General features: G+C 36.3%; 21 protein-coding genes. 4 read left to right on the top strand and 17 right to left on the bottom strand.

Features of this window, described 5'->3' with window-relative positions:
• Positions 1 to 18 precede the first annotated feature (18 nt).
• Together AC5YGI_RS11000 and gyrA are read right to left on the bottom strand one after the other, a co-directional pair.
• Positions 19 to 1,056, bottom strand: a complete 1,038-nt coding sequence (locus AC5YGI_RS11000) for a tetratricopeptide repeat protein (protein ID WP_446105739.1) — start codon at positions 1,054 to 1,056, stop codon at positions 19 to 21.
• Between the two features lie 30 nt (positions 1,057 to 1,086).
• Entirely contained in the window at positions 1,087 to 3,681 is a 2,595-nt protein-coding gene (gene gyrA / locus AC5YGI_RS10995; RefSeq protein ID WP_227942237.1) for a DNA gyrase subunit A, read from the bottom strand.
• Between the two features lie 149 nt (positions 3,682 to 3,830).
• On the opposite strand from gyrA, the gene AC5YGI_RS10990 reads away from it, so the two are divergent.
• Positions 3,831 to 4,145, top strand: a complete 315-nt coding sequence (locus AC5YGI_RS10990) for a DUF4286 family protein (protein ID WP_062674931.1) — start codon at positions 3,831 to 3,833, stop codon at positions 4,143 to 4,145.
• A 42-nt stretch (positions 4,146 to 4,187) separates the two neighbouring features.
• Here the strand turns inward: AC5YGI_RS10990 and AC5YGI_RS10985 are convergent, their stop codons facing one another.
• From AC5YGI_RS10985 to AC5YGI_RS10970, 4 genes are all read right to left on the bottom strand, one after another.
• A complete protein-coding gene (locus AC5YGI_RS10985; RefSeq protein ID WP_238349630.1) occupies positions 4,188 to 4,409 on the bottom strand; it encodes a hypothetical protein in 222 nt (73 codons plus the stop codon).
• Between the two features lie 114 nt (positions 4,410 to 4,523).
• Entirely contained in the window at positions 4,524 to 4,703 is a 180-nt protein-coding gene (locus AC5YGI_RS10980) for a quinol oxidase subunit 4 (RefSeq protein ID WP_110010236.1), read from the bottom strand.
• A gap of 264 nt (positions 4,704 to 4,967) precedes the next feature.
• The gene (locus AC5YGI_RS10975; RefSeq protein WP_110010237.1) at positions 4,968 to 5,459 is read right to left on the bottom strand and encodes a GNAT family N-acetyltransferase; all 492 of its coding nucleotides are present in this window, start codon (positions 5,457 to 5,459) and stop codon (positions 4,968 to 4,970) included.
• Between the two features lie 5 nt (positions 5,460 to 5,464).
• Positions 5,465 to 5,977, bottom strand: a complete 513-nt coding sequence (locus AC5YGI_RS10970; RefSeq protein WP_062674938.1) for a DUF421 domain-containing protein — start codon at positions 5,975 to 5,977, stop codon at positions 5,465 to 5,467.
• Between the two features lie 116 nt (positions 5,978 to 6,093).
• Here AC5YGI_RS10970 and AC5YGI_RS10965 point away from each other — a divergent pair, with 116 nt between their 5' ends.
• Positions 6,094 to 6,639 carry a hypothetical protein gene (locus AC5YGI_RS10965; protein WP_496168295.1) on the top strand — a complete coding sequence of 182 codons (546 nt, stop codon included), beginning with the start codon at positions 6,094 to 6,096 and terminating at the stop codon, positions 6,637 to 6,639.
• Between the two features lie 31 nt (positions 6,640 to 6,670).
• Here the strand turns inward: AC5YGI_RS10965 and AC5YGI_RS10960 are convergent, their stop codons facing one another.
• From AC5YGI_RS10960 to AC5YGI_RS10935, 6 genes are all read right to left on the bottom strand, one after another.
• Positions 6,671 to 6,805, bottom strand: coding sequence for a bacteriocin-like protein (locus tag AC5YGI_RS10960; protein WP_082798797.1), 135 nt, complete (start codon positions 6,803 to 6,805; stop codon positions 6,671 to 6,673).
• Between the two features lie 114 nt (positions 6,806 to 6,919).
• A complete protein-coding gene (locus AC5YGI_RS10955; protein ID WP_496168292.1) occupies positions 6,920 to 7,324 on the bottom strand; it encodes a hypothetical protein in 405 nt (134 codons plus the stop codon).
• Positions 7,325 to 7,642: 318 nt separating this feature from the next.
• Positions 7,643 to 10,474, bottom strand: a complete 2,832-nt coding sequence (gene uvrA, locus AC5YGI_RS10950) for an excinuclease ABC subunit UvrA (protein WP_330746540.1) — start codon at positions 10,472 to 10,474, stop codon at positions 7,643 to 7,645.
• Positions 10,475 to 10,760: 286 nt separating this feature from the next.
• A complete protein-coding gene (locus AC5YGI_RS10945; RefSeq protein WP_496168290.1) occupies positions 10,761 to 12,644 on the bottom strand; it encodes a type VI secretion system baseplate subunit TssF in 1,884 nt (627 codons plus the stop codon).
• 24 nt (positions 12,645 to 12,668) lie between these two features.
• Entirely contained in the window at positions 12,669 to 13,109 is a 441-nt protein-coding gene (locus AC5YGI_RS10940; RefSeq protein ID WP_002979175.1) for a GPW/gp25 family protein, read from the bottom strand.
• A 157-nt stretch (positions 13,110 to 13,266) separates the two neighbouring features.
• Positions 13,267 to 14,679 carry an APC family permease gene (locus AC5YGI_RS10935; protein WP_496168288.1) on the bottom strand — a complete coding sequence of 471 codons (1,413 nt, stop codon included), beginning with the start codon at positions 14,677 to 14,679 and terminating at the stop codon, positions 13,267 to 13,269.
• Positions 14,680 to 14,821: 142 nt separating this feature from the next.
• Here AC5YGI_RS10935 and AC5YGI_RS10930 point away from each other — a divergent pair, with 142 nt between their 5' ends.
• Complete coding sequence (locus AC5YGI_RS10930) at positions 14,822 to 15,319, top strand: DUF4920 domain-containing protein (RefSeq protein WP_496168287.1); 498 nt, start codon at positions 14,822 to 14,824, stop codon at positions 15,317 to 15,319.
• A 200-nt stretch (positions 15,320 to 15,519) separates the two neighbouring features.
• Here AC5YGI_RS10930 and AC5YGI_RS10925 read toward each other — a convergent pair whose 3' ends face one another.
• Positions 15,520 to 16,629 (bottom strand): M14 family zinc carboxypeptidase, encoded by a 1,110-nt coding sequence (locus AC5YGI_RS10925; protein WP_496168286.1) that lies wholly within the window; start codon positions 16,627 to 16,629, stop codon positions 15,520 to 15,522.
• A 969-nt stretch (positions 16,630 to 17,598) separates the two neighbouring features.
• Here AC5YGI_RS10925 and AC5YGI_RS10920 point away from each other — a divergent pair.
• A complete protein-coding gene (locus tag AC5YGI_RS10920) occupies positions 17,599 to 18,135 on the top strand; it encodes a helix-turn-helix transcriptional regulator (RefSeq protein ID WP_330746544.1) in 537 nt (178 codons plus the stop codon).
• A gap of 431 nt (positions 18,136 to 18,566) precedes the next feature.
• Here the strand turns inward: AC5YGI_RS10920 and AC5YGI_RS10915 are convergent, their stop codons facing one another.
• From AC5YGI_RS10915 to AC5YGI_RS10900, 4 genes are all read right to left on the bottom strand, one after another.
• The gene (locus AC5YGI_RS10915) at positions 18,567 to 19,733 is read right to left on the bottom strand and encodes a proline dehydrogenase family protein (RefSeq protein ID WP_330746545.1); all 1,167 of its coding nucleotides are present in this window, start codon (positions 19,731 to 19,733) and stop codon (positions 18,567 to 18,569) included.
• Between the two features lie 63 nt (positions 19,734 to 19,796).
• Positions 19,797 to 20,726: a UbiA family prenyltransferase gene (locus AC5YGI_RS10910; RefSeq protein ID WP_330746546.1), complete on the bottom strand. Its 930-nt coding sequence runs from the start codon at positions 20,724 to 20,726 to the stop codon at positions 19,797 to 19,799.
• A 10-nt stretch (positions 20,727 to 20,736) separates the two neighbouring features.
• Entirely contained in the window at positions 20,737 to 21,663 is a 927-nt protein-coding gene (locus tag AC5YGI_RS10905; protein WP_227942248.1) for a mevalonate kinase family protein, read from the bottom strand.
• 147 nt (positions 21,664 to 21,810) lie between these two features.
• Entirely contained in the window at positions 21,811 to 23,973 is a 2,163-nt protein-coding gene (locus AC5YGI_RS10900) for a T9SS type A sorting domain-containing protein (RefSeq protein ID WP_330746547.1), read from the bottom strand.
• Positions 23,974 to 24,033 lie beyond the last annotated feature (60 nt).

Raw genomic sequence — 24,033 nt, 5'->3', positions numbered from 1 at the left:
TGTTGTGTCAAAAAATGATTATTTTGCTCCAGCGGCTGTAAGTTCAGCTTCTTTAGCTTTCATTTCTTTAACTTTATCCATGTTTTTAGTTACAATGTAGATTTCTTTTAACGCAGTAACCGCATCAAGACTCTTTGGATTTGCTTTATACCATCCTTCAGCATATGGTAGTGCTTTTCCGAATCTTTCTCTTCTTGCATCAATCAGCTTAGAAGCTTCGTCCGGCTTGTCTTTTCTTAATGCATTGATCTCTCCTACTACTTTAGCATCATCACCAATAGTCGTATATACTAAATTCTGATATGCATCAGAGAAATCAGGCTTCAGCTCAACAGCTTTTTTGAACGCTTCCAAAGCATCGTTAACAGTAGCCGGGTTTTTAGCCTGCATTACCCCAAGGTTATACCAGTTTGTAGCATCGTTAGGGTTTTTAGCCAACTGTTCTTTCAATCCTGAAACGAATTTGTCTGTATTTCCAGACTGAAGATATGCTGTAGTCTGAGCTTCTTTAAGCTTAGCATTGTTTGGGAATTTCACCAAACCTTTTTCGATAATCGTAAGAGCCTCAGTTGGTTTTTTAGCATTCAAAAGCAATGAAGACAAAGTTTCATACAAATCAGACTCTATACTTTTAGTCTGTTCTGTTTTGAAATCACTGTAATCAGGGTTCTTTTTCATCAGTTCCCACGTCGCTTTATCAAGATTTACAACCTGACCTGTCTTCTTCTCTTTTGCAGTGTATGTAGTTTCTACTCCTGTAAATCCGGAATTGATAAGGTCTGTATATATTTTGATAGACTGATCACTGTTATTAGCTAATGCGTGGCTCAATCCGGCATAATACATATATATTTTATTATCCTGCCCGTTAGCCTTTAACAAGTCGTAGACTTCTATAAACTTAGGCGCTGCAGCAGCATAGTTTTTTGCATTATATGCATCCATAGCCACTTTGTTAGCTTCCTGAAGCTGAGCATTTAAAGCTGCCGCATCTTTTTTCTGCCCAAAAGCAAAAGCAGATGCTACGATAGCCATTCCTAAAATTAGTTTCTTCATAATAACTATTTTATATTTATATTGTACAATTTATTCGGAATCAGAATTCTCATTTTCCTCTGCAGAATTTTCATTTTCAGCCTGAGGAGCCTCTTCGTTTTCCTGGTTATCAAATAGTGATCCTACAACACCTTCTTCTGTTTCTTCAAGTTCTTCAGAATCTTCCTCTACATCTTTATCCATTTCTACTTTTGCAATGGCAGCAATTTCGTCATTTTTCTTAAGGTTGATCAGTTTTACACCCTGAGTATTTCTACCCATTACTCTCATTTCATCCATTCCCATTCTGATGGCAACACCGGATTTGTTGATAATCATCAATCCGTCTTCGTCTGTTACGTTCTGAATAGCAATTAGATTTCCTGTTTTTTCAGTAATATTAAGCGTAATAACTCCTTTTCCTCCTCTGTTGGTAATTCTGTAGTCTTCTACCGCAGTTCTCTTACCATATCCTTTTTCAGATACTACAAGTACTGTTTCGTTCTCTACATCGTTCACAACAATCATACCAATAGCTTCGTCACCATCTTCAAGCAGGATTCCTCTTACCCCGATAGATCCTCTACCTACTTCTCTTACTTTCTCCTCAGGGAAACGGATACACTTACCGTTTTTAGTGGCAATCATGATCTGAGAAGTTCCATTCGTTAGGTAAGCTCCTAATAGCTGGTCATTATCTCTGATTTCGATAGCATTCACCCCGTTTACTCTTGGTCTTGAATATGCTTCCAACGATGTTTTCTTGATGGTTCCGTTTTTAGTTACCATCACTACGCTCATCTGATTTACATATTCGGAATCCTTAAGGTTGTTGGTTCTGATATATGCTTTGATCTTATCATCCGGTTCAATGTTGATAAGGTTTTGTACTGCTCTTCCTTTTGCCGTTTTGGAGCCTTCAGGAATTTCAAATACTCTTAACCAGTAACATCTTCCTTTTTCAGTGAAGAATAGCATATACTGGTGGTTGGTTGCAGAAACAATATATTCAAGGAAATCGGAATCCCTTGTCGTTGCCGCTTTATTACCTACACCACCTCTACTTTGGATTTTATATTCTGAAAGAGAAGTTCTCTTGATGTATCCTGCATGAGAAATAGTAAGAACTACAGATTCATTCGGGATAATATCTTCGATAGACATTTCTCCTCCTGAGTAATCTATTTCAGTTCTTCTTTCGTCTCCGTATTTTTCTTTGATTTCAAGCAATTCTTCTTTAATGATCTGGAATCTTCTCGGCTCGTTCGCTAAGATGTCTTCCAAATTCGCGATTTCTTTCATAATCGCATCATACTCATCACGGATCTTATCAAGCTCCATTCCTGTAAGACGGGCTAATCTAAGATCAAGAATTGCCTGAGCCTGAATATCAGAAAGTTCAAAAGCTTCGATCAAGCCTTCTTTTGCAGCCTGAGGGTTGGCACTGTGACGGATAATAGAGATTGCTCTGTCTAAAGCATCCTGAGTTCCGATCACCTTCATAAATCCTTCAAGGATATGTGCTCTCTCTTTTGCTTTCTTAAGCTCATACTGAGTTCTTCTTACGATGACCTCGTGTCTGTGCTCTACAAAGTGATGAATGATATCTTTAAGGTTCAGCTGCTCCGGTCTTCCGTGTACCAATGCAATATTGTTTACACTGAAAGAAGTCTGAAGTGCCGTATATTTATATAATAGGTTAAGAACGACATTCGGGATTGCATCGTTTTTCAGTTCGTATACAATGCGAAGTCCTTTTCTATCCGATTCGTCTCTGATCTCGTGGATTCCAGGGATTTTTTCGTCTTTAACAAGTTCTGCTGTTCTGGCGATCATTTCAGCTTTGTTCACCTGATAAGGGATTTCAGTAACGATGATAGCGTTTCTGTTTCCGATTTCATCAAAGTTAACTTTAGCTCTTAAAACAACTCTACCTCTTCCTGTATGGAAAGCATCTCTTACTCCGTCGTATCCGTAGATGATACCACCTGTAGGGAAATCCGGAGCAATGATGTGCTGCATCAGTTCGTCAATCGTAATTTCTTTATTATCGATATAAGCACAGATTGCATCTACAGATTCTGAAAGGTTATGAGGCGCCATATTCGTTGCCATACCTACGGCGATACCTGAAGTACCATTTACCAAAAGATTCGGAATTTTAGTAGGCATTACGGTCGGTTCCTGTAAACTGTCGTCGAAGTTATTCTGGAAATCAACTGTTTCTTTGTCCAGGTCTGAAAGAACCTCATCAGAGATTTTTTTCAATCTAGCCTCGGTATAACGCATTGCTGCAGGCGGGTCACCATCCATGGAACCAAAGTTACCCTGTCCGTCTACCTGAGGATAACGTAAGCTCCAGTCCTGAGCCATTCTTACCATAGCATCATATACAGAGGAATCTCCGTGCGGGTGATATTTACCCAAAACATCCCCAACAATTCTCGCAGATTTCAAATATTTTCTATTAGAAAACACCCCTAATCCATACATACCGTATAATACTCTTCTATGAACGGGTTTCAAGCCGTCTCTTACATCCGGTAACGCTCTTGAAACGATAACCGACATCGAATAATCGATATAAGACGACTTCATTTCATCAACAATGTTGATAGGAATCAGTCTTTCTCCTTCTTTTTGCATAAACAAATTTTATTGTAATGATATTCAAACTCTTAGCTGTAAGTTTGAAAATTATTTATTTCCAATTTTTATTAACGGGCTAATTTACGAAAAAAAAGCCGATTTTTGTGGTAGAATTTATCCAAAAAATCTTAAAAATTCATAAAAATATGAGCGTATTAAGTATAACTTTCCACTGCACAAAAGATAACCTGGAAGAATGGGAAAATTATATTGATGAAACCCTGGTTTTAATGACTGAAAACCTTATGGATGTCAACAAATATATTCTTTCTGAAGTGCACAGTGACTTTATTGAGGAAGGTAAAAATTATAATCTCCTGCTAATTTTTGATAATGATGAACTGAGGGAAGATTTTATTAAAAGTGAACTTTTAAATATTTCCGAAAGGATTGAGAAAAAGTTCGGACAGGAAGTTATGGTTTTCAACACTTTCCTTAATCCCAAAAAATCGAGATTATAATAGATCATAAAAAAGCACTGAAAAAATTCAGTGCTTTTCTTTTTATCTGTGATGTCCATGACCGCGGCCTTTGTGATGATGCCCTCGATCGTCATAAATATACACTTTCTTTACCTGTCCTGGCGCGTAGTACCTCGCGCTTCCGCCATAATACCTTTTTGCATGGCCCGGAGGCATTCTCCTTCCATGATGCTCATGTACCACACATGAAGACAGCAATAATACTACTACAGCTACTCCAGCCACTTTAAACATACTTTTCATTATTTTCACTTTTTCAATTTCGATAGCGAAATATATCAATGTTAATGCCAAAAGAAATTGAAATTAAGCTAATGTATGTTAAAACTAACTGCTAATTTTTTATTTTTTGTGCTGTTAGTAACCGCTTCTTTTTTTCACCTGCCCAGGAGCATAGTCTTTTGCGCTTCCTCCAAAGACTTTTTTAGCCTGTCCTGGCGGAACTGTTTTCACCCGGCGTCCATTGTCATGCACCACACAAGATGATAACATGAATGCTACAATAAGAACTCCTGTAATTTTAATCAAATTTTTCATTATTTCTATTTTTCAACTTTATTTAATATAACAATGGTAATGCCAAAGGTTAAAAAATTTAAAGTTCAAAGCTCAAAGTTTAAGGTTGGAATAGATGGTCTTTGATTGTCAAAAGTCAATTTTGCTTCGCAAGTCAATGGTGAATTTTGTTATGGAGAATTATATTACCAAACAAAATCACCAATCATCTATTATCTATTATCTATCATCTATCATCTATCATCTATCATCTATCATCTATTATCTATTATCAATTATAGTTCTCTAGATGATTTCGCTTCTTTTTTCCATCAGGATAATGTCTTTCCACTCTCCATTGAGTTTTCCGATTTTTTTACGGACGCCTACGATTCTGAAACCGTTTTTCTGATGAAATTTGATAGAAGTTTCATTTTCAGAGAAGATATTGGTCTGTAATGTCCAGAATCCGTGATCCTCGCTATCCAAAATCAATTTTTTAAGCAATACGGACCCCAATCCCTTTCCCTGATATTCGTTATCAAAATAAATGCTTACCTCTGCAACTCCTTTATAGCATTCTCTTTTGCTGACCGGTTTTAAGGCACACCATCCTACAACTTCATTTTTTTCATTTTCCAGTACCCAGCGGCAGTCGTTAAAATAGCCCATGCTCCAGGCTTCAGCAGTTGGAACTTCTGTTTCAAAAGTGGAAATCCCACCGTCTATTCCCTGGCGGAAAATTTCAAGGACCCTGGCTTCATCAGTAGGAAGCATTTCTCTTAATTCGTAATTCATCGTATTTAATGGTATTTTCTTTTGATTTTTCTTTTAATTCTTGAATAGTGTGTCTGCTTGCTTTTTTCATCCTGAGAAACCACACTGATATTTCCATCCACTTCCAGAACGGAAAGCTTTACATTGTTTATATTTTCAATTCCGTGTTCTCTTATCGCTTCTTCCAATTCGCTTTCTGTAATCTTTACCCGATTCAGGGCTGCCTGATCGGCAATTCCATCCCTGATCAGAATAACCGGCTCATCTTCCATAAAAGTTTGAAAGGAACGGCTGGAAAACATGAGTCTCTTCAGAATGAAATTAGCAACAAACAAAACCAATGCCGCCACGATTCCTCCCTGAAGAGAGGTATCAGGACCTACCATTGCATTCTGAACAGCATTTGAAATTAACAACAGCAATACAACATCCCCTGCATTGAGCTGGGAAAGCTGATTTTTGCCAAATAAACGAATGGCAATTACCATGAATAGGTAAACGCAGAGGGAACGGACAGCAACGTTAAGAATAGGATCCACAATTTTTTTATCTACTCAAATGTATTGATTTTTGTGATTCGTGAGAAATATTTTACAGACAGATTTTGGTATACATTTTGAGCCTGGAATTCACATAATACCACAAAATAATACCAATGAAAAAATTACTTCTCTGTTTAGGAATATTCCTGTTTTTTGTATCCTGCAAGAAGAACGAGCCTCAACCTACCCGGCCTTCAGAAACAGCCATTATTGAAAAAGTAAATGAACTGTATACTCAATATGGAAAATCCAACGAAGCTGTTTATAACCAGCCGATTCCCGATACTTTATTTTCTCAGGAGCTAAAAAAAGTTTTAGACGAGGCCATCAATGCATCAAAAGCAGATATTGAAAAGGTAAAAAAAAGTAATCATCCTGATGAGAAACCTTTAATATTCGAAGGGGCTATGTTTTCCAGCCTGTATGAAGGATTTACAGATTATAAAATCAAGTCTGTTAAGATACAGGATAAGACTGCTGAAGCATTGGTAGCCTTCGAATATAATGAAGCTTCCCCCAAAGAAACCTGGATGGACACCGTGCATCTTATCAAGACAGAGAAAGGATGGAGAATAGATAATGTTACTTTTGATACAATAGGAAATTCTAAAGATCTTAAAGCAAGATTAACAGAGTTTGTTCAGAGTACACAACAATAGAAAAGCCGCTTTTTGTAAGCGGCTTTATTTTTTACGGGCATTGAACGATTGGAATATCGCTGCAGATTACTTTATTTGCCCACTCGCAAAACGTACAGTATTTTACAGGTTCTCCTCCGTTCACTGACTTCAACTCTGACTTTGTCAGCTTCTTTAAATTTTTCATATCGTTTTAATTTTATGGTAGCCCAAAACTAAAACATATCTGTTTATTCTTCATTACAATTTAATCTGATAAGGTTTCATTATTCACACATTCATGAATAATATGCAATAAATATTATCTGCTGTGGATCTCTACTGTCACAGGCATTACATAGGTGTAAGCCACCATGTTATCAGTTAGTTTTTTGCGGTCTACTCTATAGTCAAGATCGCTTAACACGGTTTCAATTTCCTTGCTAACGGTTTTACAGTCACCACTGGAATGAACATTAACGATTTTTCCGTTTTTTGCAATATCAAATTTTACCACAGAGTTTACGGTTCCCTGTTTGTAATCAGGATTCGTAAGGTCAAAATTAGCTTCTAATTTATTTCTGATATCATTAAATGTTTCACTCCTGTTCAACTGAATTTCCTGAATGGTATTATGATCTGTAGTTTGAGCTTTAGCAGTGTTCAAAACAGCAGCAAATCCGCAAACGAAAAGTGAAGCCATCAATATTTGAATTCTATTTTCCATAACTAACTGGTTTTAAATATTATACTAACCTATTTTTGTATCTCTTAACCAAAGTTATTAAAAATAATTCATATTAATTTTACATTCAGTTAACATTGAGTTAACATTAAAATTTAATCAACTGATTATCAGAGTAATAAATTTTAAAAATAATTGAAAATTTAACATTGGAAGCTTATTTTAGGCATAAAAAAGGCTAAACCTGATGAGTTTAGCCAATTATTATCTCGATTTTTATTTTAAATGTTGATCAATATTCTGAAGTAAATTATTTAGATTCTTTGGAATGACAAAAAAGCTGCATAATTTTATGAATACTTACTCCAGTTCTCTTTTCAGGAACTTCCCTGTCAAGCTCTTCTTAGACTTCACAATTTCCTCAGGAGTTCCCTGTGCAACGATCTGTCCGCCGTGTTTTCCTCCTTCCGGACCAACGTCGATAATATGGTCTGCTAATTTGATGACATCCATATTATGTTCGATGATGATGAATGAGTTTCCGAGTTCTACCAACTGATTGATGGCATCCATCAGGATTTTTACATCTTCAAAATGTAGTCCTGTTGTTGGTTCATCAAGGATATAAAGGGTATTTCCGGTTTGTCTTTTTGCCAGTTCGGTTGCTAACTTGATACGTTGCGCTTCACCTCCCGAAAGGGTTGTCGACTGCTGTCCAAGCGTAATATATCCTAAACCGACATCCTGTAATGTTTTTACTTTTGCAAAAATCTTAGGAATCGGCTGGAAGAAATCTACGGCTTCATCAATCGTCATATCCAATACATCAGAAATTGATTTTCCTTTGTAACGGACTTCCAGGGTTTCTCTGTTGAAACGTTTTCCGTTGCAGGTTTCACAGTGCACGTATACATCCGGAAGGAAATTCATTTCGATCACTTTCAATCCTCCGCCCTGACAGGTTTCGCATCTTCCGCCTTTTACATTGAAAGAGAATCTTCCTGGCTTATACCCACGGATTTTACTTTCCGGCAGTTCTGCAAAAAGGTTTCTGATATCGGTAAACATTCCGGTATAGGTTGCAGGGTTCGAACGTGGCGTTCTTCCGATTGGAGTCTGATCTACGTCTACAATTTTATCAATATTCTCTAACCCTTCAATTTTCTTGTAAGGTAACGGTTCCTGAACCGCTCTGTAGAAATGTTTGTTAAGGATCGGATACAATGTTCCGTTAATCAGAGAAGATTTTCCGCTACCTGAAATTCCTGTTACTACAACCAGTTTTCCAAGAGGAATATCCAGGGTTACGTTTTTAAGATTGTTCCCTGTAGCGCCTTTTAACACAATATTTTTACCGCTTCCTGCTCTTCTTTCTGCAGGAATTTCTATTTTTCTTTTTCCATTAATATACTGAGCCGTGATGGTATCAGCTTTCAAAAGATCTTTTGGTTTTCCCTGCCAAAGAATCTCTCCTCCGAATTTTCCTGCTCTCGGACCAATATCCAGCACCTCATCGGCTTCCAGGATCATGTCTTTATCATGCTCTACCACCAATACAGAGTTTCCGATATCTCTCAGGTTTTTCAGAGAATGGATCAATCTCTCGTTATCTCTCTGGTGAAGCCCAATACTTGGTTCATCAAGAATATACAATACATTCACCAACTGAGATCCGATCTGCGTTGCCAGACGGATTCTCTGTGATTCTCCTCCGGAAAGTGTTTTTGAACTTCTGCTCAAACTTAAATAATCCAATCCTACATCCAGCAAAAACTGAAGCCTGGTTTCAATTTCTTTTAAGATCTCGTGAGCAATGATTTTATTCTTTTCTGAGAATTTATCTTTAACATCGGCTAACCAGTCTTTTAAATCTGCTAAGCTTAATCCATTAACCTCAGCAATGTTCTTTCCATCAATTTTAAAACTTAAACTTGAAGGCTGAAGACGGGTTCCGTGACATTCAGGACATATTTCTTCTGTAGTGAAATGTCTTTCCAGTAAAACAGCTTCATAGGAATCTCTTTCATCAATAATCTCCTCCATGAAAGCAATCAGACCATCGAAACCTATTTTTATTTTCTTGGTAATTCCTGCGTATTTCAGGTCTTTATTGAATTCCTTGTGACATCCGTTGTAGATATAATCCAGTGCTTCTTCCGGAATATCCTGCAATGGCGTTGTTAATCCTAATCCAAAGATCTCAAGAATGTTTTTGATCTGTGACAGGATCCATTTGTTGGACTTGATATCTTCCAACGGCAGTAATCCTCCCTGATTGATGGATAATTTCGGATTGTCTATAAAGTAATCGGTATTGATTTTTTTAATGGTTCCCAGACCTTTACAATTCGGGCAGCTTCCTTTTGGAGAGTTGAATGAGAAGGTATTGGGTTCAGGCAGCGCCAGAGAGTGTCCTGTTTCCGCATCCATCAGGTTCTTGGAAAAGTATTCAATATCTGTACTTCCCAGTTTCTGAATTCCGATAATTCCTTCCCCCATTTCCATTGCTGTTCGCAACGATTTTTCCATTCTGCTTTCCGAAGCATTCTCCCCGATAATCCAACGGTCGATTACAATGTCGATGTCGTGGGTTTTATAACGGTCAAGTTTTAAATCATATTCAATATCCTGCAGCTCACCATCAATTCTTGCCTGCCCGTAACCTTTTTTGGCCATCTGAACAAAAAGCTCATGATAATGTCCCTTTCTGGAACGCACCACGGGCGCCAAAAGCATGATTTTCTCTTTTTTATAATTTTCTTTGATGGTTTCAAGGATCTGATCTTCAGTATAGCTTACCAACTTCTGCCCTGTGGACAAAGAGTACGCATCCGAAACTCTGGCATACAGAAGACGCAGAAAATCATACAGTTCGGTGACCGTTCCTACGGTGGAACGCGGGTTTTTATTGGTTGTTTTCTGCTCAATGGCAATAACCGGGGAAAGTCCTTCGATTTTATCTACATCGGGACGCTCCAATCCGCCCAGAAACTGGCGTGCATAAGCAGAGAAAGTTTCTATATAACGACGCTGGCCTTCTGCAAAAATAGTATCAAAAGCCAACGACGATTTTCCACTTCCGGAAAGGCCGGTAATCACGACCAATTCGTTGCGCGGAATTTTTACGTTAATATTTTTAAGATTGTGTTCACGGGCTCCGTAAACTTCTATATATTCTGTTGATTTACTCATAATTTGGGGTGATTTTGCCTGAAAATCACAACGTGCAAAAATACGAAATTTTATAGACTTTTTTTGAATATAAAAGGGATAAAAGTTTCATAAAAAATTCTTAGGTTTTGTTAATGCATTGAACCCAATGTTATTGAATTTTTCCGGAGAGATTTTATAAGTTTTGGCTGAAGCCAATGAAAAGCTCATTTATTAAAAAAACGGGTCAAAGCCCGTTCCTATTGATTCAAAAATGCCGCAATTGATACGGCATTTTATATTTTAAACTGATTTATTTTTTTAAGGATTACATATCCTGGAAGTCAACATCTTCATTGGTGATTCTTACAATATATTCAATTCCGTCGATAGCTTTAGCAATAATCTGATTCCTGATAATATTGGCCATATTTTCCCAATAGGCTCTTCCATAGAAAGAATAGTTCTGCGGAATGATTTCTACCTCAACCGTTCTTACAAATCCTTCTTTTGGCTTGTTGCTGATCATCGTTCCTCTTCTTACCCTTACTTCTCTTACCTCATCTTTCAGAATCATGCGGCAATAATTTTTAACGTCTTCCAAAGAAATGATCTTATCTCTGGTTGTTAATGCATATTTATACGCCTGAATACTATCCGTTCCTTTTTGTTCTTCGGCCCCTCCCAATGTTTCGGTAAGCAGTACCACAGTCTGAGATTTCAGCTGGTTGGAAAGTTCAGTTCCCGGACGCATATGATTGGCCAGCGTACAGTGTGTAATCCAAAAAGAAGCATAGGTATGATCGGTTTTTTCTACCGGTTCCATGATCACGTAATTCAGTTCCTGTCTGATATTCCTTTTGGCATTATTTACTTTCTGCACCATGGATTTCATTTTGTCAGACATTTCGCTGAGAACTCCTTTTACATTATCTCTGTTCAAAAGGGAAAATGCAGCAATTTCATCTCTCGTCAGTTCCAGAACATTGGCAATCATATCTACTGCATTTCGGCTGGTAAAACGTTCCATTCCTCCCTTTCTTACAGTATATAATCCTTTTTTAAGATCATCGGCCGGAGTGAAAGGAATTTCGGTATATCTTCTACCGTCACCATCCTGTACCTCATCTACATAAAGGAAATGCTCGCCTTCGTCTGTCACCAAAGGGATATTATTCCCCATGATATCAAGGCTGTATTCTGTTTTTTTCCAGCCTCTGTTATAGATTGGAAAAGCATTCAATACAAATGAGAAATTATCCAGGATTTCTGCTGAAAACTGTGGTGGAAACTCAAACGTAAGCCACAGATAACTTTTATTATCCAGGAATTTAGTAATTTCTTCTTTTCCGGCAAGAAAATCAAGGTTCTGTGGAAGCTGTCCCGGTTCTGAGAACAGACTTTGAGAGATTCCTGTTACTTCAATAAATTTATGACGATAGATACTTTTAATATCTTCAATCACCTTATTTCTGATGGATTGTTCTTTGAACATCTGCTCATAACCATCGTTCTGACTTTCCGTAAGATAGCTTAATCCTTCTCTTACAAACAGAGGGTTACCATTGCTTGAAACCGTGATATAAGGTAATAATTTATATACGAAATCAAGGTGCTCAAAAGCCGGATTGGAGCAGAATATGCTCAGGTATTTGGGAAAGTTTTCACTTACATATTTGCTTACATCTACTCCTATTGTGATTTTTCTGTAATCTTCAGGTCTTCCCTGAAATCTTGCAATAGGAATTTTGTTGAATCTGTCGTCGATGCTGTAGCAGGTATTTCCTACAAACATGATCGAAGTGTGAACTTTATTGATTCTTACATTTCCTACGGGAGTAAACGGAATGTTCAGCTGTTTGTCCGATTCCGATTTCACCGTGGAAGTCATCTGTTTACGGAAGAAAAATTCCGTGTGTTCCAATAAAATTTCAGAAGACTCATAAGGCTGTGTAAAAGCTACGGAATGAGCCGGAATAGGATGTGTATAAATGGACGGTGTAAGCAGTTTTGCCAGTTTTTCCAATATACGGGCATTCACTGTCTGTATTTCATTATTCGCTTTGAAAACCTCTGTACTGAATGCGTCTATCAGCAGTTTTACAAAAGGATCTAAAGACTGTGGGCTCCTTAATCCCCATACTTTAGTTGCATTCTGCAGCATTCTCGCTTTTACAGATTCTTTGGAATAAATATTCTGATCTAAATTCATAATTTTCTTTCGCTGTTAAAAATATTAATCAATAGACATCGGGCTTAGAAACAGCTCTGTTGAGAAACTGAACCGTTCTCCTGTTTCTTCCATTTTTGCATTGATGGCAATTCTTACTTTCTTTTTAATTTCGGTGTGTTCTTTAGTATCGTAGCTGTGCTCTACAAATTGTATGTGAGCATCGATCTGCGGGTTTACGATTCTTGGTTCATATTCCTGAATCTGTCTTCTTAAGCTTTTGATAAAAACGCTTTCCCAGATGGCACTTGTAACTCCATTATCGAATTCAAGGTTCCAGACATCATTTCCATAGTTTTCATCATATCTGTTCTCCCCTTTTTTGGTGGTGATCAGCAGCATAATATTGTGGGCAATACTTTCGCCCATATCGCAGGTATCGATACTTCCGCCTTCGGTCATTAAAGTAGACGGTACGAAAGGCATTCTGTAATTTGGTGTATCCATAACTTATTGTTTTTACTTCATGGTCCTGTTCTAAAAACGAAATACCAAATTACACATTTTCGACAAATAATAATGATATACTTTAAAATATTATTCAAAAACAAGGGCCTTCAAACTGAATTGAAAGCCCTTTAATCTGTTATATTTTTGTTTTATTTTAAGTATTTGCTTTTTTTCTGTTGATAAAATAGTACACAGGAAGTCCCAGCAATACCAAAACAAAACCAGGCCATGTATATTGCTGCTTGTAAATAAGCAAGAGGATACAGAAACATGTTCCTATGACAAGATAAATAACCGGCGTTACAGGATAAAGCCATGTTTTATAAGGTCTTTCCAGCTGCGGCTGTTTGATTCTTAAATAAATAACTCCAAAAACCGTAATCATATAGAAAAGGACGATCACGAAAGAGATCATATCCAGTAAATTTCCATACTGCCCGCTCAGACACAAAAGGGAAGCCCAGACTCCCTGCATCCACAATGCATTTTCAGGAACTTCATTTTTATTATTTTTTACTGCTGACTTAAAGAACATACCGTCTTTGGCCATCGTCTGGAAAACTCTTGCTCCTGCCAGAATCAGTCCGTTGTTACATCCAAATGTAGAAATCATGACCAATAAGGCAATGATGATAGTTCCTGCACTTCCAAATATATTCTGGGATGCCGCTACCGCTACTCTGTCATTAGCAGCAAATGCAATTCCGTCTCTGTCCAGAGCATTTAAGTAGACATAGTTTACCGCGATATAAAGGATCATTACAGCAGAAGTTCCGTAAATCATTGATTTGACTACATTCTTTTTAGGGTTTTCAATTTCACCGGAAACAAATGTTACACTTTCCCAGGCCACAGAGCTGAAAACAGAGCCTACCATCGCAGCAGCAATTCCGCCTAGAAGAGTCATTCCTCCAATCGGTTCCCAGCCTTCTTTAAGGAAATTTCCGCTCAAATCTTTTTTAAGGTTATTGAAAGAATCTGTTCCCCAGCTAAAGTTGTCTGCTAAATGAGAAATGTCTACTAAAATAAAACCGGCCGCAATCAGCCCAAGTAATGCAATAATTTTGGAACCGGTAAAGATATTCTGAAGGATTTTTCCGCTTTCTACACCTCTGGTATTGATATAGGTGAGCAAAATAATGACAGCAATTGCAAGAATCTGTATCCAGGTTATTTTAAATTCACCACTCTGGAAAATAGGAGCTGCATCGTTTAATGACGGAATCAGATAAGCGGTAAATTTCCCAAAAGCCATTGCCACCGCAGCAATAGTTCCGGTTTGTATCACCGTAAACAATCCCCATCCGTAAAGAAATCCCATTTTTTTTCCGAAAATCTCTTTCAGGTAAGTATATTGCCCTCCGGCTTTCGGAAACAGTGCAGACAGTTCTCCATAGCTTATGGCTGCAGCTACTGTCATCACTCCTGTAATTACCCATACGATAATCAGCCAAAACCCGGATCCCAGGTTTCGCATCATATCAGCACTTACAATAAAGATCCCGCTTCCGATCATAGATCCCATCACAAGCATGATGGCATCCCATAGTTTCAGTTTTTTTTGCATAGTCAAGTATAGGGGTCAAATATAATCAAATCTGTCTTTGATTTTCAAATTTGTTGAAAATTCATCAAAACACCTGTCTTTTGTCATTTTTTATTCCTTTATGATTCAATTTTAATTAGTATTTTTGAGAAAAATATTAAACATGAAATTTAAAGCAATATTATTGGGTGCAGCTTTAACAGCTTCTTCGTTAGCTTTTGCTCAATCCGGACCACCGGAAGGGAAAGCGTTGGTAGGTGATACTTACGGAGATCAGGTAACTTCATCCGCTGAATCTAAAGCGATCACCGCAGATAAATTGAATAAGCAGCTTAAAAAAGATAACAAAAAAGTTGAGAATGTTTCCGTTAAGGGAAAAGTAACAGACGTATGCGACAAAAAAGGCTGCTGGCTTACGATCCAGACAGAAGATAATTCTAATTTTTTTGTGAAAATGAAGGATTATGCTTTCTTTGTACCTACCGCATTAAAAGGAAAAAATGTTGTGTTGGAAGGGAATGCAGAAAGAAAAGTAACTTCTGTAAATGAACAGAAACATTACGCCGAAGATGCTAAAAAGCCTCAGTCTGAAATTGATGCTATCACTCAGCCAAAAGAAGAAATCAGGTTTGTAGCTAACGGAATTAAAGTAGTTAACTAAACTTTATATTCTGAAATTAAGTTTTGGTTAAGCCGTATGAATATTCATTAAATTGAATGGGCTAAAGCCCACTCCTATTGAATCACATTATAATTTAGTGCATAGCCATTTAAATTTTGGAAATTAGTTATAAAAATAAAAGTTTCGGCAGCCCTGAAGGGGCTGCCGAAACTTTTTTATATGGAGATATTTAAAGTCTTTTAATCTTCAATTTTAAAATCCACAACTGAGTCCAGTTTCGGATATTTAGTTGCAGAAATAAATTTCTTTCCGGTACAGTCTATTTCCAGCCAGCCCTTCTTTTGTTTCACATCTCCGGCTTCCATTACGAAAGGTATAAATGAGATGTCACTTTTCCCATCTTCTTTGATTTCCCTGTACTGTACTGCAATATCCAGAATACATTCATGCTCTGTATTCAGCTTTACATTTCTGTAAATCAAGTCATAATGGGTTTCCTGGTTTTCAGGGATTTCAAGGTAAGTTTCCCAGCCTGTAGTATCAGAGTTCAGTTCACTGATTGCTTTCAAAGCATAATAAAGAGCAATTGTATAGTATTTTCTTGTTCCTGTACGGGTATAATCTTCTACAAAGTGCCCGCCTTCAAATAAGATGGTTGGCATTCCTGCTTTGATAAAGTTATCTCCGGTAGAAGTCGGATAAAATTCATCAGAATATCTTCCGATCTGGTTGGGGATCATTTCTTTTAAATGATTGTACACGCTTCCAATGACTGCCATACATTTTTTTCTGTTTTCGGTAACGGTACGTTCTACATTTTCAGAAGGTGCCAAAAAGGAAAGCGTGGCAGGATGAATACCATCAGTGGTAAAAATGGTCCTCTGCTCATGAAGATTTAAAGCATAATCATATTTTTTGGAAGCTGCTGCTTTTTTCAGGAATTTAATCTCCTTACTTGCTTCGTTATGAAAATCTCTGTTCAGGTCAATATCGGCAGCATTCAGTCTGGTCCATCTTGCGGATCCATCCGGATTCAGCATGAATATAAAATCAAGTGTTATTTTACTAAACAAATCATCTTTCATTCCGGGAGCTTTATCAAGACTTATCAGAAGGTCAAGCATAGCATGGGTGGCATTGGATTCATTTCCGTGCATTTGTGACCAGGCCAATACCTGAATGTTTCCGGTTCCGATACTTAACTGATAAATCGGTTTATCTAAATAGGATGTTCCGATCTCCCGAATATAATCGCTGAGATTGGCCTGTAGATAAGAAAATAATTTTTCAGGGGAAATATAGCGATTTGAGAAATCGGGGTTTTGAGAATAGATCTGTTCAAAATTCATTGTAGGAATAGTTTACAAGAATCAAATTTAGCCATTTTTAGCCAAAAACTTAAATTAACATTTGTAAATATTAGCAAAATTCACAAATTTACATTTGACATTCGCTTTGAAAACTGTTTACAAAGTTTAAATTATTCAAATTGAGCGTTATAAAAGTAAGTTGACACTTGTAACATTATTAAACAGCACTGAAGGACAATTTGTCTGTGGATAAAATTGTGGATTGCGAATAATTCAATAACAAATATTTAAAATATTAAAATTCAGCACTTTATAAAGTTTAATTCAACTGTATTTATAACTGTACTTTAAGTGTAAAAATAGAGCATTTTTGCTATTTGAGAGTTATTTTACTAAACATAAAAATTGTGGAAAACCAAGTTGTTTAGTAGTGTATACATATGTAAAATCACAGAAAAATCAAATGGATGTCTGAAAATTATTCAAATAATACTTTTTATCAGGAGTTTTAATCTTTGATAAAATGAGTTGCTTAACAGGAACAGTATTTTCCCCTCAATTTGGCCAAATATGGGCCAAAATAGTGTATTTACATCAGTAATTTACTACTGTAAACTCTATTAAAATTGCTTTATATGTGTTTTATAAGGTATTTATCGATAATCTTATTTCCGGAAACGATTTAAGTGGTTTAATAATGTATATTCTGTTTTTAAAGCTATTTAATGGATAAAATAGCTCCATCGATGGGCTTAATTTACATTTTTAAACCAGTTTTTTTAAAGAATCGTAGTCTTTTACCAGATCGAAACTATCTGTCTACAGCGGTAATGGTAGATTCATCTGATAAGTAAATACAATTGTAATTTACATATAATGATTTGATTTTAAAACAATTAAAACCTTGTTACAAATGTATACAAAAGGAATTTCAAATTATTTACATTTGTATTTTGCATTTGTAAATTATATATGTTACATTTGTAAAATAATTAAAGGCTTATTTTTATGAGTTTAAATGAAAGAATTTCCAAAATTATAGAGTATTCTCGTCTTACTCCTTCTGAGTTTGCAGATGAGATTGATGTACAGCGTTCATCCATTTCACATATCACATCAGGAAGAAACAAACCGTCTCTTGAATTTATCATAAAAATAAAATCCCGTTTCCCGGAACTTCTTTGGGACTGGCTGGTTACTGGTGAAGGTGAGATGCTGAAATCTCAACTGCCGGAATCAGAAATTAACGAAGAGCATACCGAAGAGGAAAAAATAAAGACAACTCCACTACCCGATCTTTTTACTATGATGAATGATGATGATGAATTCGGAAGTGATGAAACGGAAGCAGAACCTTCAATATCAAGTCCTGGAGAATCGTTTATACCGGCCCATGATAAAGCTCCGGAAAAAATATCGGATTCTCAGCGATTAGAAAATTCGGGTGATCATATTTTGGGACAACTATTTGGTAATCAACAAAGTAAGATAAAACGTATTGTTCTGTTCTATGAAAACGGAAAATTTGAAAGTTTTGAGCCTTAAAAAACCTGATCAAGGAAATGATCAGGTTAAAAAAATATTTGAAGAAGAAAACTAAAGCTATTGCTTTATTTTATTTTTAAAAAATTTTCACGGATACCAGTGACAGAGTTTTTACCTTTTATGATCGTCTGATCCCCTACTATATTTTTATAATTTAGTTTTAATAAGAGTGATTAGTGTATTGGATAGTTACTGTCATAGGACAGAAGTGTATTAGTAAATGAAGATATTGTTTTATGTTTTTTTATAGCTTTATCAAATATAACTATTTTAAATCAAATCAGCAATAAAAACTGAATTATTTTACACTATAACCAACACATCTTATCATTACATTCATTATCATTAATTTACTTTTCATTTCCATCTTTTAATTCCAATAAAAAAGACCTGCAAAACTGCAGGCCCAATATATATTGTGGACAATATTATTATTTCTTTCTTCTTTCCAATTCTTTTTTGATCAGTCCAAGCTCTCTTCCGGTTTGTCCGGCTACAGAGGTGTTTTCTTGGGCTCTTCTCGTCAAATAAGGCACGACATCCTTTACAGGTCCGTATGGAAGATATTTAGCCACATTGTAGCCTTTATCAGACAAATAGAAGGTGATATTATCACTCATCCCGTAAAGCTGTCCGAAATAGACGTGCGGATTGCCGTTTTCCAGAGATTTTGCCTTCATTTTATCCATAATCAACTCTGAGGAGATTTCATTATGGGTACCAAAGAATGCTGAAACCTTATCCAGGTGATCCATCACAAAATCAATTCCTGCATTATAGTTCTTATCTGAAGCCTCTTTGGTTGGCTGAATAGGATCTGCGTACCCTTTTTCTGCGGCTCTGGCTCTTTCTTTTTCCATGTAAGCACCACGAACGATTTTGTAACCGATGAAGTAATTTTTCTCTCTTGCTCTCTGAAGATGTGCCTCCATATACTCCAGTCTTCCGGTTCTGTACATCTGGATGGTATTCCAAACGATAGGTTTCTGCTGGTTATATTTCTCCATCATTTCTTCACAAAGATGGTCTGCTGCATCCTGCATCCAGGTTTCTTCAGCATCTACCATTACTTTTTTATCATGTTCGTGACAAAGACTGCATACTTCATCAAATCTTTTTACCACTCTTTCCCATTCTTCTTTCTGGCTGGTAGTAAGCTCAGCGCCTTTTCCAACAGCTTCATAAAGATCAATTCTTCCGAATGCGGTAGGTTTAAATACAATAAAAGGAATTGCCGGATTTCCTACTGAGAATCGTACAATGTCCTTGATTTCTTTGCAAACCGCATCAAAAGTTTCTTCATCTTCTTTCCCTTCGATGGAATAATCAAAAATACTCCCAACTCCTCTTTTGAACAGTTGCTTTACAACTTTCATGCTTTCTTCACGGGTTTCACCACCACAGAACTGCTCAAATAAGGTATTTTTTACAATTCCGGTAACGAAAGGGAAATTATTGTGTACTGTGAAATTCAGAACAGATGTTCCAAGGCTTGTAAGAGCGGGCTGTTCAATCATTTTAAACATCCAGTAAGCCTTTCTCAGTTGTGCATCAGACTTGTCTGCAAATGCAATTTTAGTATCATTAAAAATGGGCATTCCTATTTATTAAATTTAGTTATGCAAAGGTAATAATAACCTCAGTTTATTTAAAGATTTTTTTTACAATTTATGCTCTATTCCATTTAAAAGCATGGCGATGATTCCCACAAAAACCCAGAATCGTAACACGTTCAATGTAAGAAAGTTACTTCTTCTGGAAGCATTTAAAAGAAGATATATGCATACAATCATGACAAAAAGCCCGCCGGCAAAATAATAAGCCATGAATCCGGTAGTGCTGGTTTTCGTAATAATATTCATTGAAACTGCCATGGTAATGATCAATAAAGAAGTCAGAATAATTTTTGTATTTCTGCTTTTAAAATAATTGGGAATGGTAGTATATCCGAAAGCTTTATCCACACTTCTGGTAAGAGTATCTTTCACAATATCAATACATAACAGGATAAGGAATAGAAAAACAGCCATCAGGAAAACCTTTTTGGAAAAGGTTTCGTAATACACCATCATTCCAAAGAACGGATATAGCGTCAGACTGACAAAAGTAAGATTGTTCAGGATCAGTATTCTGCTCAGTTTATGGCTGTAAAACCACATAAAGAACTGATAGACCAGGAAAAAAACAAATACATTATGAGAAATTATCCAGGCTACCCCCAGAGAAATTGCACTTAGTGCCAGGTAGGCATAGAGAAAATATTTCTGTTTGATGAAGCTCTGAACCCTTGTTCTGAAAGGCTTTACTACATGATCTTTCTCCAGATCGTAAAACTGGTTGATAATACCACCTGCCAGAATTGTAAGGACGGTACAAAAAATAATACCGTGAACTTTAAAATCAAAGACAAATTTTCTGAAGGATTCATCCTGATTGAACAGGAAAAAAGTAGAAACATAGAGAGCAAACGTCAGCAGAGCCGCTACAAAAAACCGTGCTCCGAGAAGAAAGCCCACGAATTGTGAAAATCTGTAGAATAGAGATTTTGAGAGATAATTTTTAGATTGGAAAGGTTCTTTTTCAGAATTCATTCCAATCTGTTTAAAATCTGTAAATCACTTCTTTTTGGAAGCCGTCAAGCATTTTTTCTGCTTTTGCATAGTCTTTGGTAAATCCTAAGATATAGCCGCCTCCACCGCTACCGCACAGTTTCAGATAATAAGCGTTAGAATCCAGACCTTTTTTCCAGATGTTAAAAATACTTTCAGGGATCATAGGACGGAAATGTTCATAAGCCCAGTGAGAAAGCTTTTTAAGATTTCTGAAGAATGGATTCATGTCTTTTTTAAGGAAAGATTCGATACATGCGTTGTTATAACGGATGAACTCTTCTTTCAGGGTTTTACGGAAACCTTCTGTTTTCATTTTTTCGAAGAAAATCTGGATCATAGGACCTGTTTCACCAGTCATTCCGGAATCGATCAGGAAAATAGCTCCTTTTCCTTCTTCGCCTTCGGGAATATTTACCCTGTCTAAATTTTCTTTATTTTCGATAAGGATTGGCAGATTCATATAACAGATCAGTGGATCCATTCCTGAACTTTTTCCATGGAAATAACTTTCCATTTCACCGAAAACAGCTTTTAATTTTTTAAGATTATCTTTTGAAATGTTTTCAGGATTTAGTTTGCTGACTGAATATTTTTCAAAAATAGCAGCTACCAAAGCCCCGGAACTTCCCACTCCATATCCCTGAGGAATATTGGAATCAAAGAAAAGTCCGTTTGAAATATCATTTTTAAAGCTCTCGATATCCAGCTTAAAGTCGTCGGAAAGATCAAGTGCTGTAAGAAATTCAGAATATTTCTGCAAATGTCTGTTGGAATTAAGTTCGAAATCAGAACTCAAATCTGAGAATTTCAAAGTCCCTTTATAGAAGCTGTAAGGTACAACAAGCCCCTGGGAATCTTCAATCATTCCGTATTCTCCAAACAGGATTATTTTTGCATAAAATAAAGGATTGGTCATATTGACAATAAATCTTTTTGCAAAGTTAAAATTATTCCGCTGAATATAAGCAAAACTCAGGCCGAATTGTCTTCTATTTTACTTTCTTCAGTTCTCTATTTATTAAAAATAGGAAAAAGCCTGATATTTTCAGGCTTTTATTTAAAATTACTGCTTGATCAATTTCTTATTCACAGTTTGCTTTTCAGTTTCAATACTGATTACATAATTTCCTGTTTTAATAGAAGATAAATTAATCTCGGTTTTATTACCTTTCAGGGAAGAAGTTGATGTAACCAATCTCCCTGCTTCATCAAAGATTTTATAAGATTTTAAATTTTCTTTTGATGAAATAATGATTGTTGTTTTTGCAGGATTTGGATATATGGAGACTATATTATCCTTCACATCTATATCTTCAACTCCTAAAAATTTACATAGAAACCCTGCATTCCATCCGTTTGCTGTGCCAGCTTCATTGGAGAAAAACTCGACAGTAATAGCTCCGGTAGGATCTGTGGAGACAAACGGTCCAGGAAGTAGTGTTCCTGTCAAATTATTACCGTTTGGAAATAATGGAGCCCCTGCTGAAGGTCCATTATATACATACATATAGTCTTTAAAATTTTCCAAATTAAATTCATTGAAATACAATGTCAATTTTGAGTTGGAAAGTGGGTAAAAAGTTTTGGTTAATTTTTCATTATTGGTATATCCTCCTGAAAGACCTCCAGAGTCTGTAAAGCGTACACCTGAACACCAATCTCCATCCGTTAAAAATGTTCTATGCTTCTGAAATGCCAGAGGTCCAGAGCATTCACTTCCAATGAATATATTGTAGTAAGTATTTGGAGTCAAATTATTTAAAACAAAGCTATTAGAATTAGTAGTTCCTGACTGTACAACTGTTCCATCAATTTTGCAAAGTTTATATCTCCAGGACGACATACTTCCATCTAGAATAAAAATATCTGCAGAATTTTGAGTTACACCAGAAACACTAACATCCAGTACGGTAATCTCACATGAAGAAGTACAGTTCATCCCAAGACAAGATTTAGAATTAATGATATTTCGTATTAGTTCGGCAGGCTGCGTTCCAAAACCATTACTAAAATTGATTCCAACCCCAGAAACCAGGTGACAATAGCTCATTATTGTTCCTCCTGCATTTCCCGGCAGTGGTCCGGGGCATGTACTTCCCTGAGATCCGGCCAAAACTCCACATCCATCAATAGCAGTATTATTTCCATTCCATGCACAGGCGTGCGTATGTGGAGATCCTAAACCATGTCCCATTTCATGTGCAATTATAAAGATATTCCAGGAATACAGTGGAAACTGCTCATAGTTTGGGCGAACAGGAGAATAGCAATATTTCAAATCCGAACAAAGTGAATTAATATAGGCTACCCCTGTACTTGAAGGAGAAGTTACTAAGCTTGCAATATCTCCATTAAACAAAATTCTATTATTACTAAACATGGCTAAATTCGCATCATGCCCTGCTATATAAGGATCCTGTGTTGTCCATACATAAATTTCACTTAAAGATATCCTGATATCATCATTAAAATACAATGTTTCAACGTTATTATGCATAGCCGTCATCCAATTAACAGTAGCTGTCATATTGAAACCGTTATTTTCATAGGGTTTATATCCTACCTCATAATAGGTCCTGACGCAATTGTCAGTTACTGTCTTTTGGGTTAACTGAGAAGGTTGAGGAGATTTTTGCAACTTGTTTTTCATCAATTCATCTGCTTTGCAAACAAAACTGTTTTGTATGGCCAGTTTAGAGTCTGAATAGCTTACAAAAGTTTCTGAGTCTTTAAGCTTTCCAACAACCACATTCCCCAGAGCAGGTGTGGAAATAATTCCTACCACATCATTATCAAAAAAACTAAAGGCTGCGAGGGAATTATCGTCCCCTTTCACAATACCCCGATAATAGATCCCAGGTTTGTAAGAGACCAGTTCATCCTTTTTGGTTTTGACATTAAATCCTTCTGCAAAAATTGATTGTTTATAAAGTTGAACTATTATTTCTTTATCATCCTCAAAAGGAAAAGACACTTCGAGAAGTTCAGGGCTTTCCGCGAGTAATCTCATCAGCTTAGGCATATTCAGCCTGAATACTGTTGCATCGGCAGCTGTTTTCCTCAAATCTGACATGTCACCGTCATCTTTCACATCAAATAAATCATACTTAGGTGCCCGGTAGTTTAATTTTTCGTATTCATGGATTTTACGGGCTAAAGGTTTTAAATTTTGCCCAATACAAAAAATGCCCAATAGTAATGAGCCTAATAGTAAGAGTTTTCGCATTATTAGTTTTTTTTATAAAAATAAGAATATTCTCTCAATTATAGCAATGTAAAATGTTTA

This window comes from Chryseobacterium sp. CS3K3.1 (genome assembly GCF_059515165.1).
The sequence above is the reverse complement of the archived record's forward strand: the minus strand, read 5'-3'. Positions and strand labels throughout refer to the sequence as shown.

What these genes read in the sequence shown, in the direction of transcription:
- AC5YGI_RS11000 (WP_446105739.1), bottom strand. Translation starts at nt 1,056, where the DNA reads ATGAAGAAACTAATTTTAGGAATGGCTATCGTAGCATCTGCTTTTGCT.
- gyrA (WP_227942237.1), bottom strand. Translation starts at nt 3,681, where the DNA reads ATGCAAAAAGAAGGAGAAAGACTGATTCCTATCAACATTGTTGATGAA.
- AC5YGI_RS10990 (WP_062674931.1), top strand. Translation starts at nt 3,831, where the DNA reads ATGAGCGTATTAAGTATAACTTTCCACTGCACAAAAGATAACCTGGAA.
- AC5YGI_RS10985 (WP_238349630.1), bottom strand. Translation starts at nt 4,409, where the DNA reads ATGAAAAGTATGTTTAAAGTGGCTGGAGTAGCTGTAGTAGTATTATTG.
- AC5YGI_RS10980 (WP_110010236.1), bottom strand. Translation starts at nt 4,703, where the DNA reads ATGAAAAATTTGATTAAAATTACAGGAGTTCTTATTGTAGCATTCATG.
- AC5YGI_RS10975 (WP_110010237.1), bottom strand. Translation starts at nt 5,459, where the DNA reads ATGAATTACGAATTAAGAGAAATGCTTCCTACTGATGAAGCCAGGGTC.
- AC5YGI_RS10965 (WP_496168295.1), top strand. Translation starts at nt 6,094, where the DNA reads ATGAAAAAATTACTTCTCTGTTTAGGAATATTCCTGTTTTTTGTATCC.
- AC5YGI_RS10960 (WP_082798797.1), bottom strand. Translation starts at nt 6,805, where the DNA reads ATGAAAAATTTAAAGAAGCTGACAAAGTCAGAGTTGAAGTCAGTGAAC.
- AC5YGI_RS10955 (WP_496168292.1), bottom strand. Translation starts at nt 7,324, where the DNA reads ATGGAAAATAGAATTCAAATATTGATGGCTTCACTTTTCGTTTGCGGA.
- uvrA (WP_330746540.1), bottom strand. Translation starts at nt 10,474, where the DNA reads ATGAGTAAATCAACAGAATATATAGAAGTTTACGGAGCCCGTGAACAC.
- AC5YGI_RS10945 (WP_496168290.1), bottom strand. Translation starts at nt 12,644, where the DNA reads ATGAATTTAGATCAGAATATTTATTCCAAAGAATCTGTAAAAGCGAGA.
- AC5YGI_RS10940 (WP_002979175.1), bottom strand. Translation starts at nt 13,109, where the DNA reads ATGGATACACCAAATTACAGAATGCCTTTCGTACCGTCTACTTTAATG.
- AC5YGI_RS10935 (WP_496168288.1), bottom strand. Translation starts at nt 14,679, where the DNA reads ATGCAAAAAAAACTGAAACTATGGGATGCCATCATGCTTGTGATGGGA.
- AC5YGI_RS10930 (WP_496168287.1), top strand. Translation starts at nt 14,822, where the DNA reads ATGAAATTTAAAGCAATATTATTGGGTGCAGCTTTAACAGCTTCTTCG.
- AC5YGI_RS10925 (WP_496168286.1), bottom strand. Translation starts at nt 16,629, where the DNA reads ATGAATTTTGAACAGATCTATTCTCAAAACCCCGATTTCTCAAATCGC.
- AC5YGI_RS10920 (WP_330746544.1), top strand. Translation starts at nt 17,599, where the DNA reads ATGAGTTTAAATGAAAGAATTTCCAAAATTATAGAGTATTCTCGTCTT.
- AC5YGI_RS10915 (WP_330746545.1), bottom strand. Translation starts at nt 19,733, where the DNA reads ATGCCCATTTTTAATGATACTAAAATTGCATTTGCAGACAAGTCTGAT.
- AC5YGI_RS10910 (WP_330746546.1), bottom strand. Translation starts at nt 20,726, where the DNA reads ATGAATTCTGAAAAAGAACCTTTCCAATCTAAAAATTATCTCTCAAAA.
- AC5YGI_RS10905 (WP_227942248.1), bottom strand. Translation starts at nt 21,663, where the DNA reads ATGACCAATCCTTTATTTTATGCAAAAATAATCCTGTTTGGAGAATAC.
- AC5YGI_RS10900 (WP_330746547.1), bottom strand. Translation starts at nt 23,973, where the DNA reads ATGCGAAAACTCTTACTATTAGGCTCATTACTATTGGGCATTTTTTGT.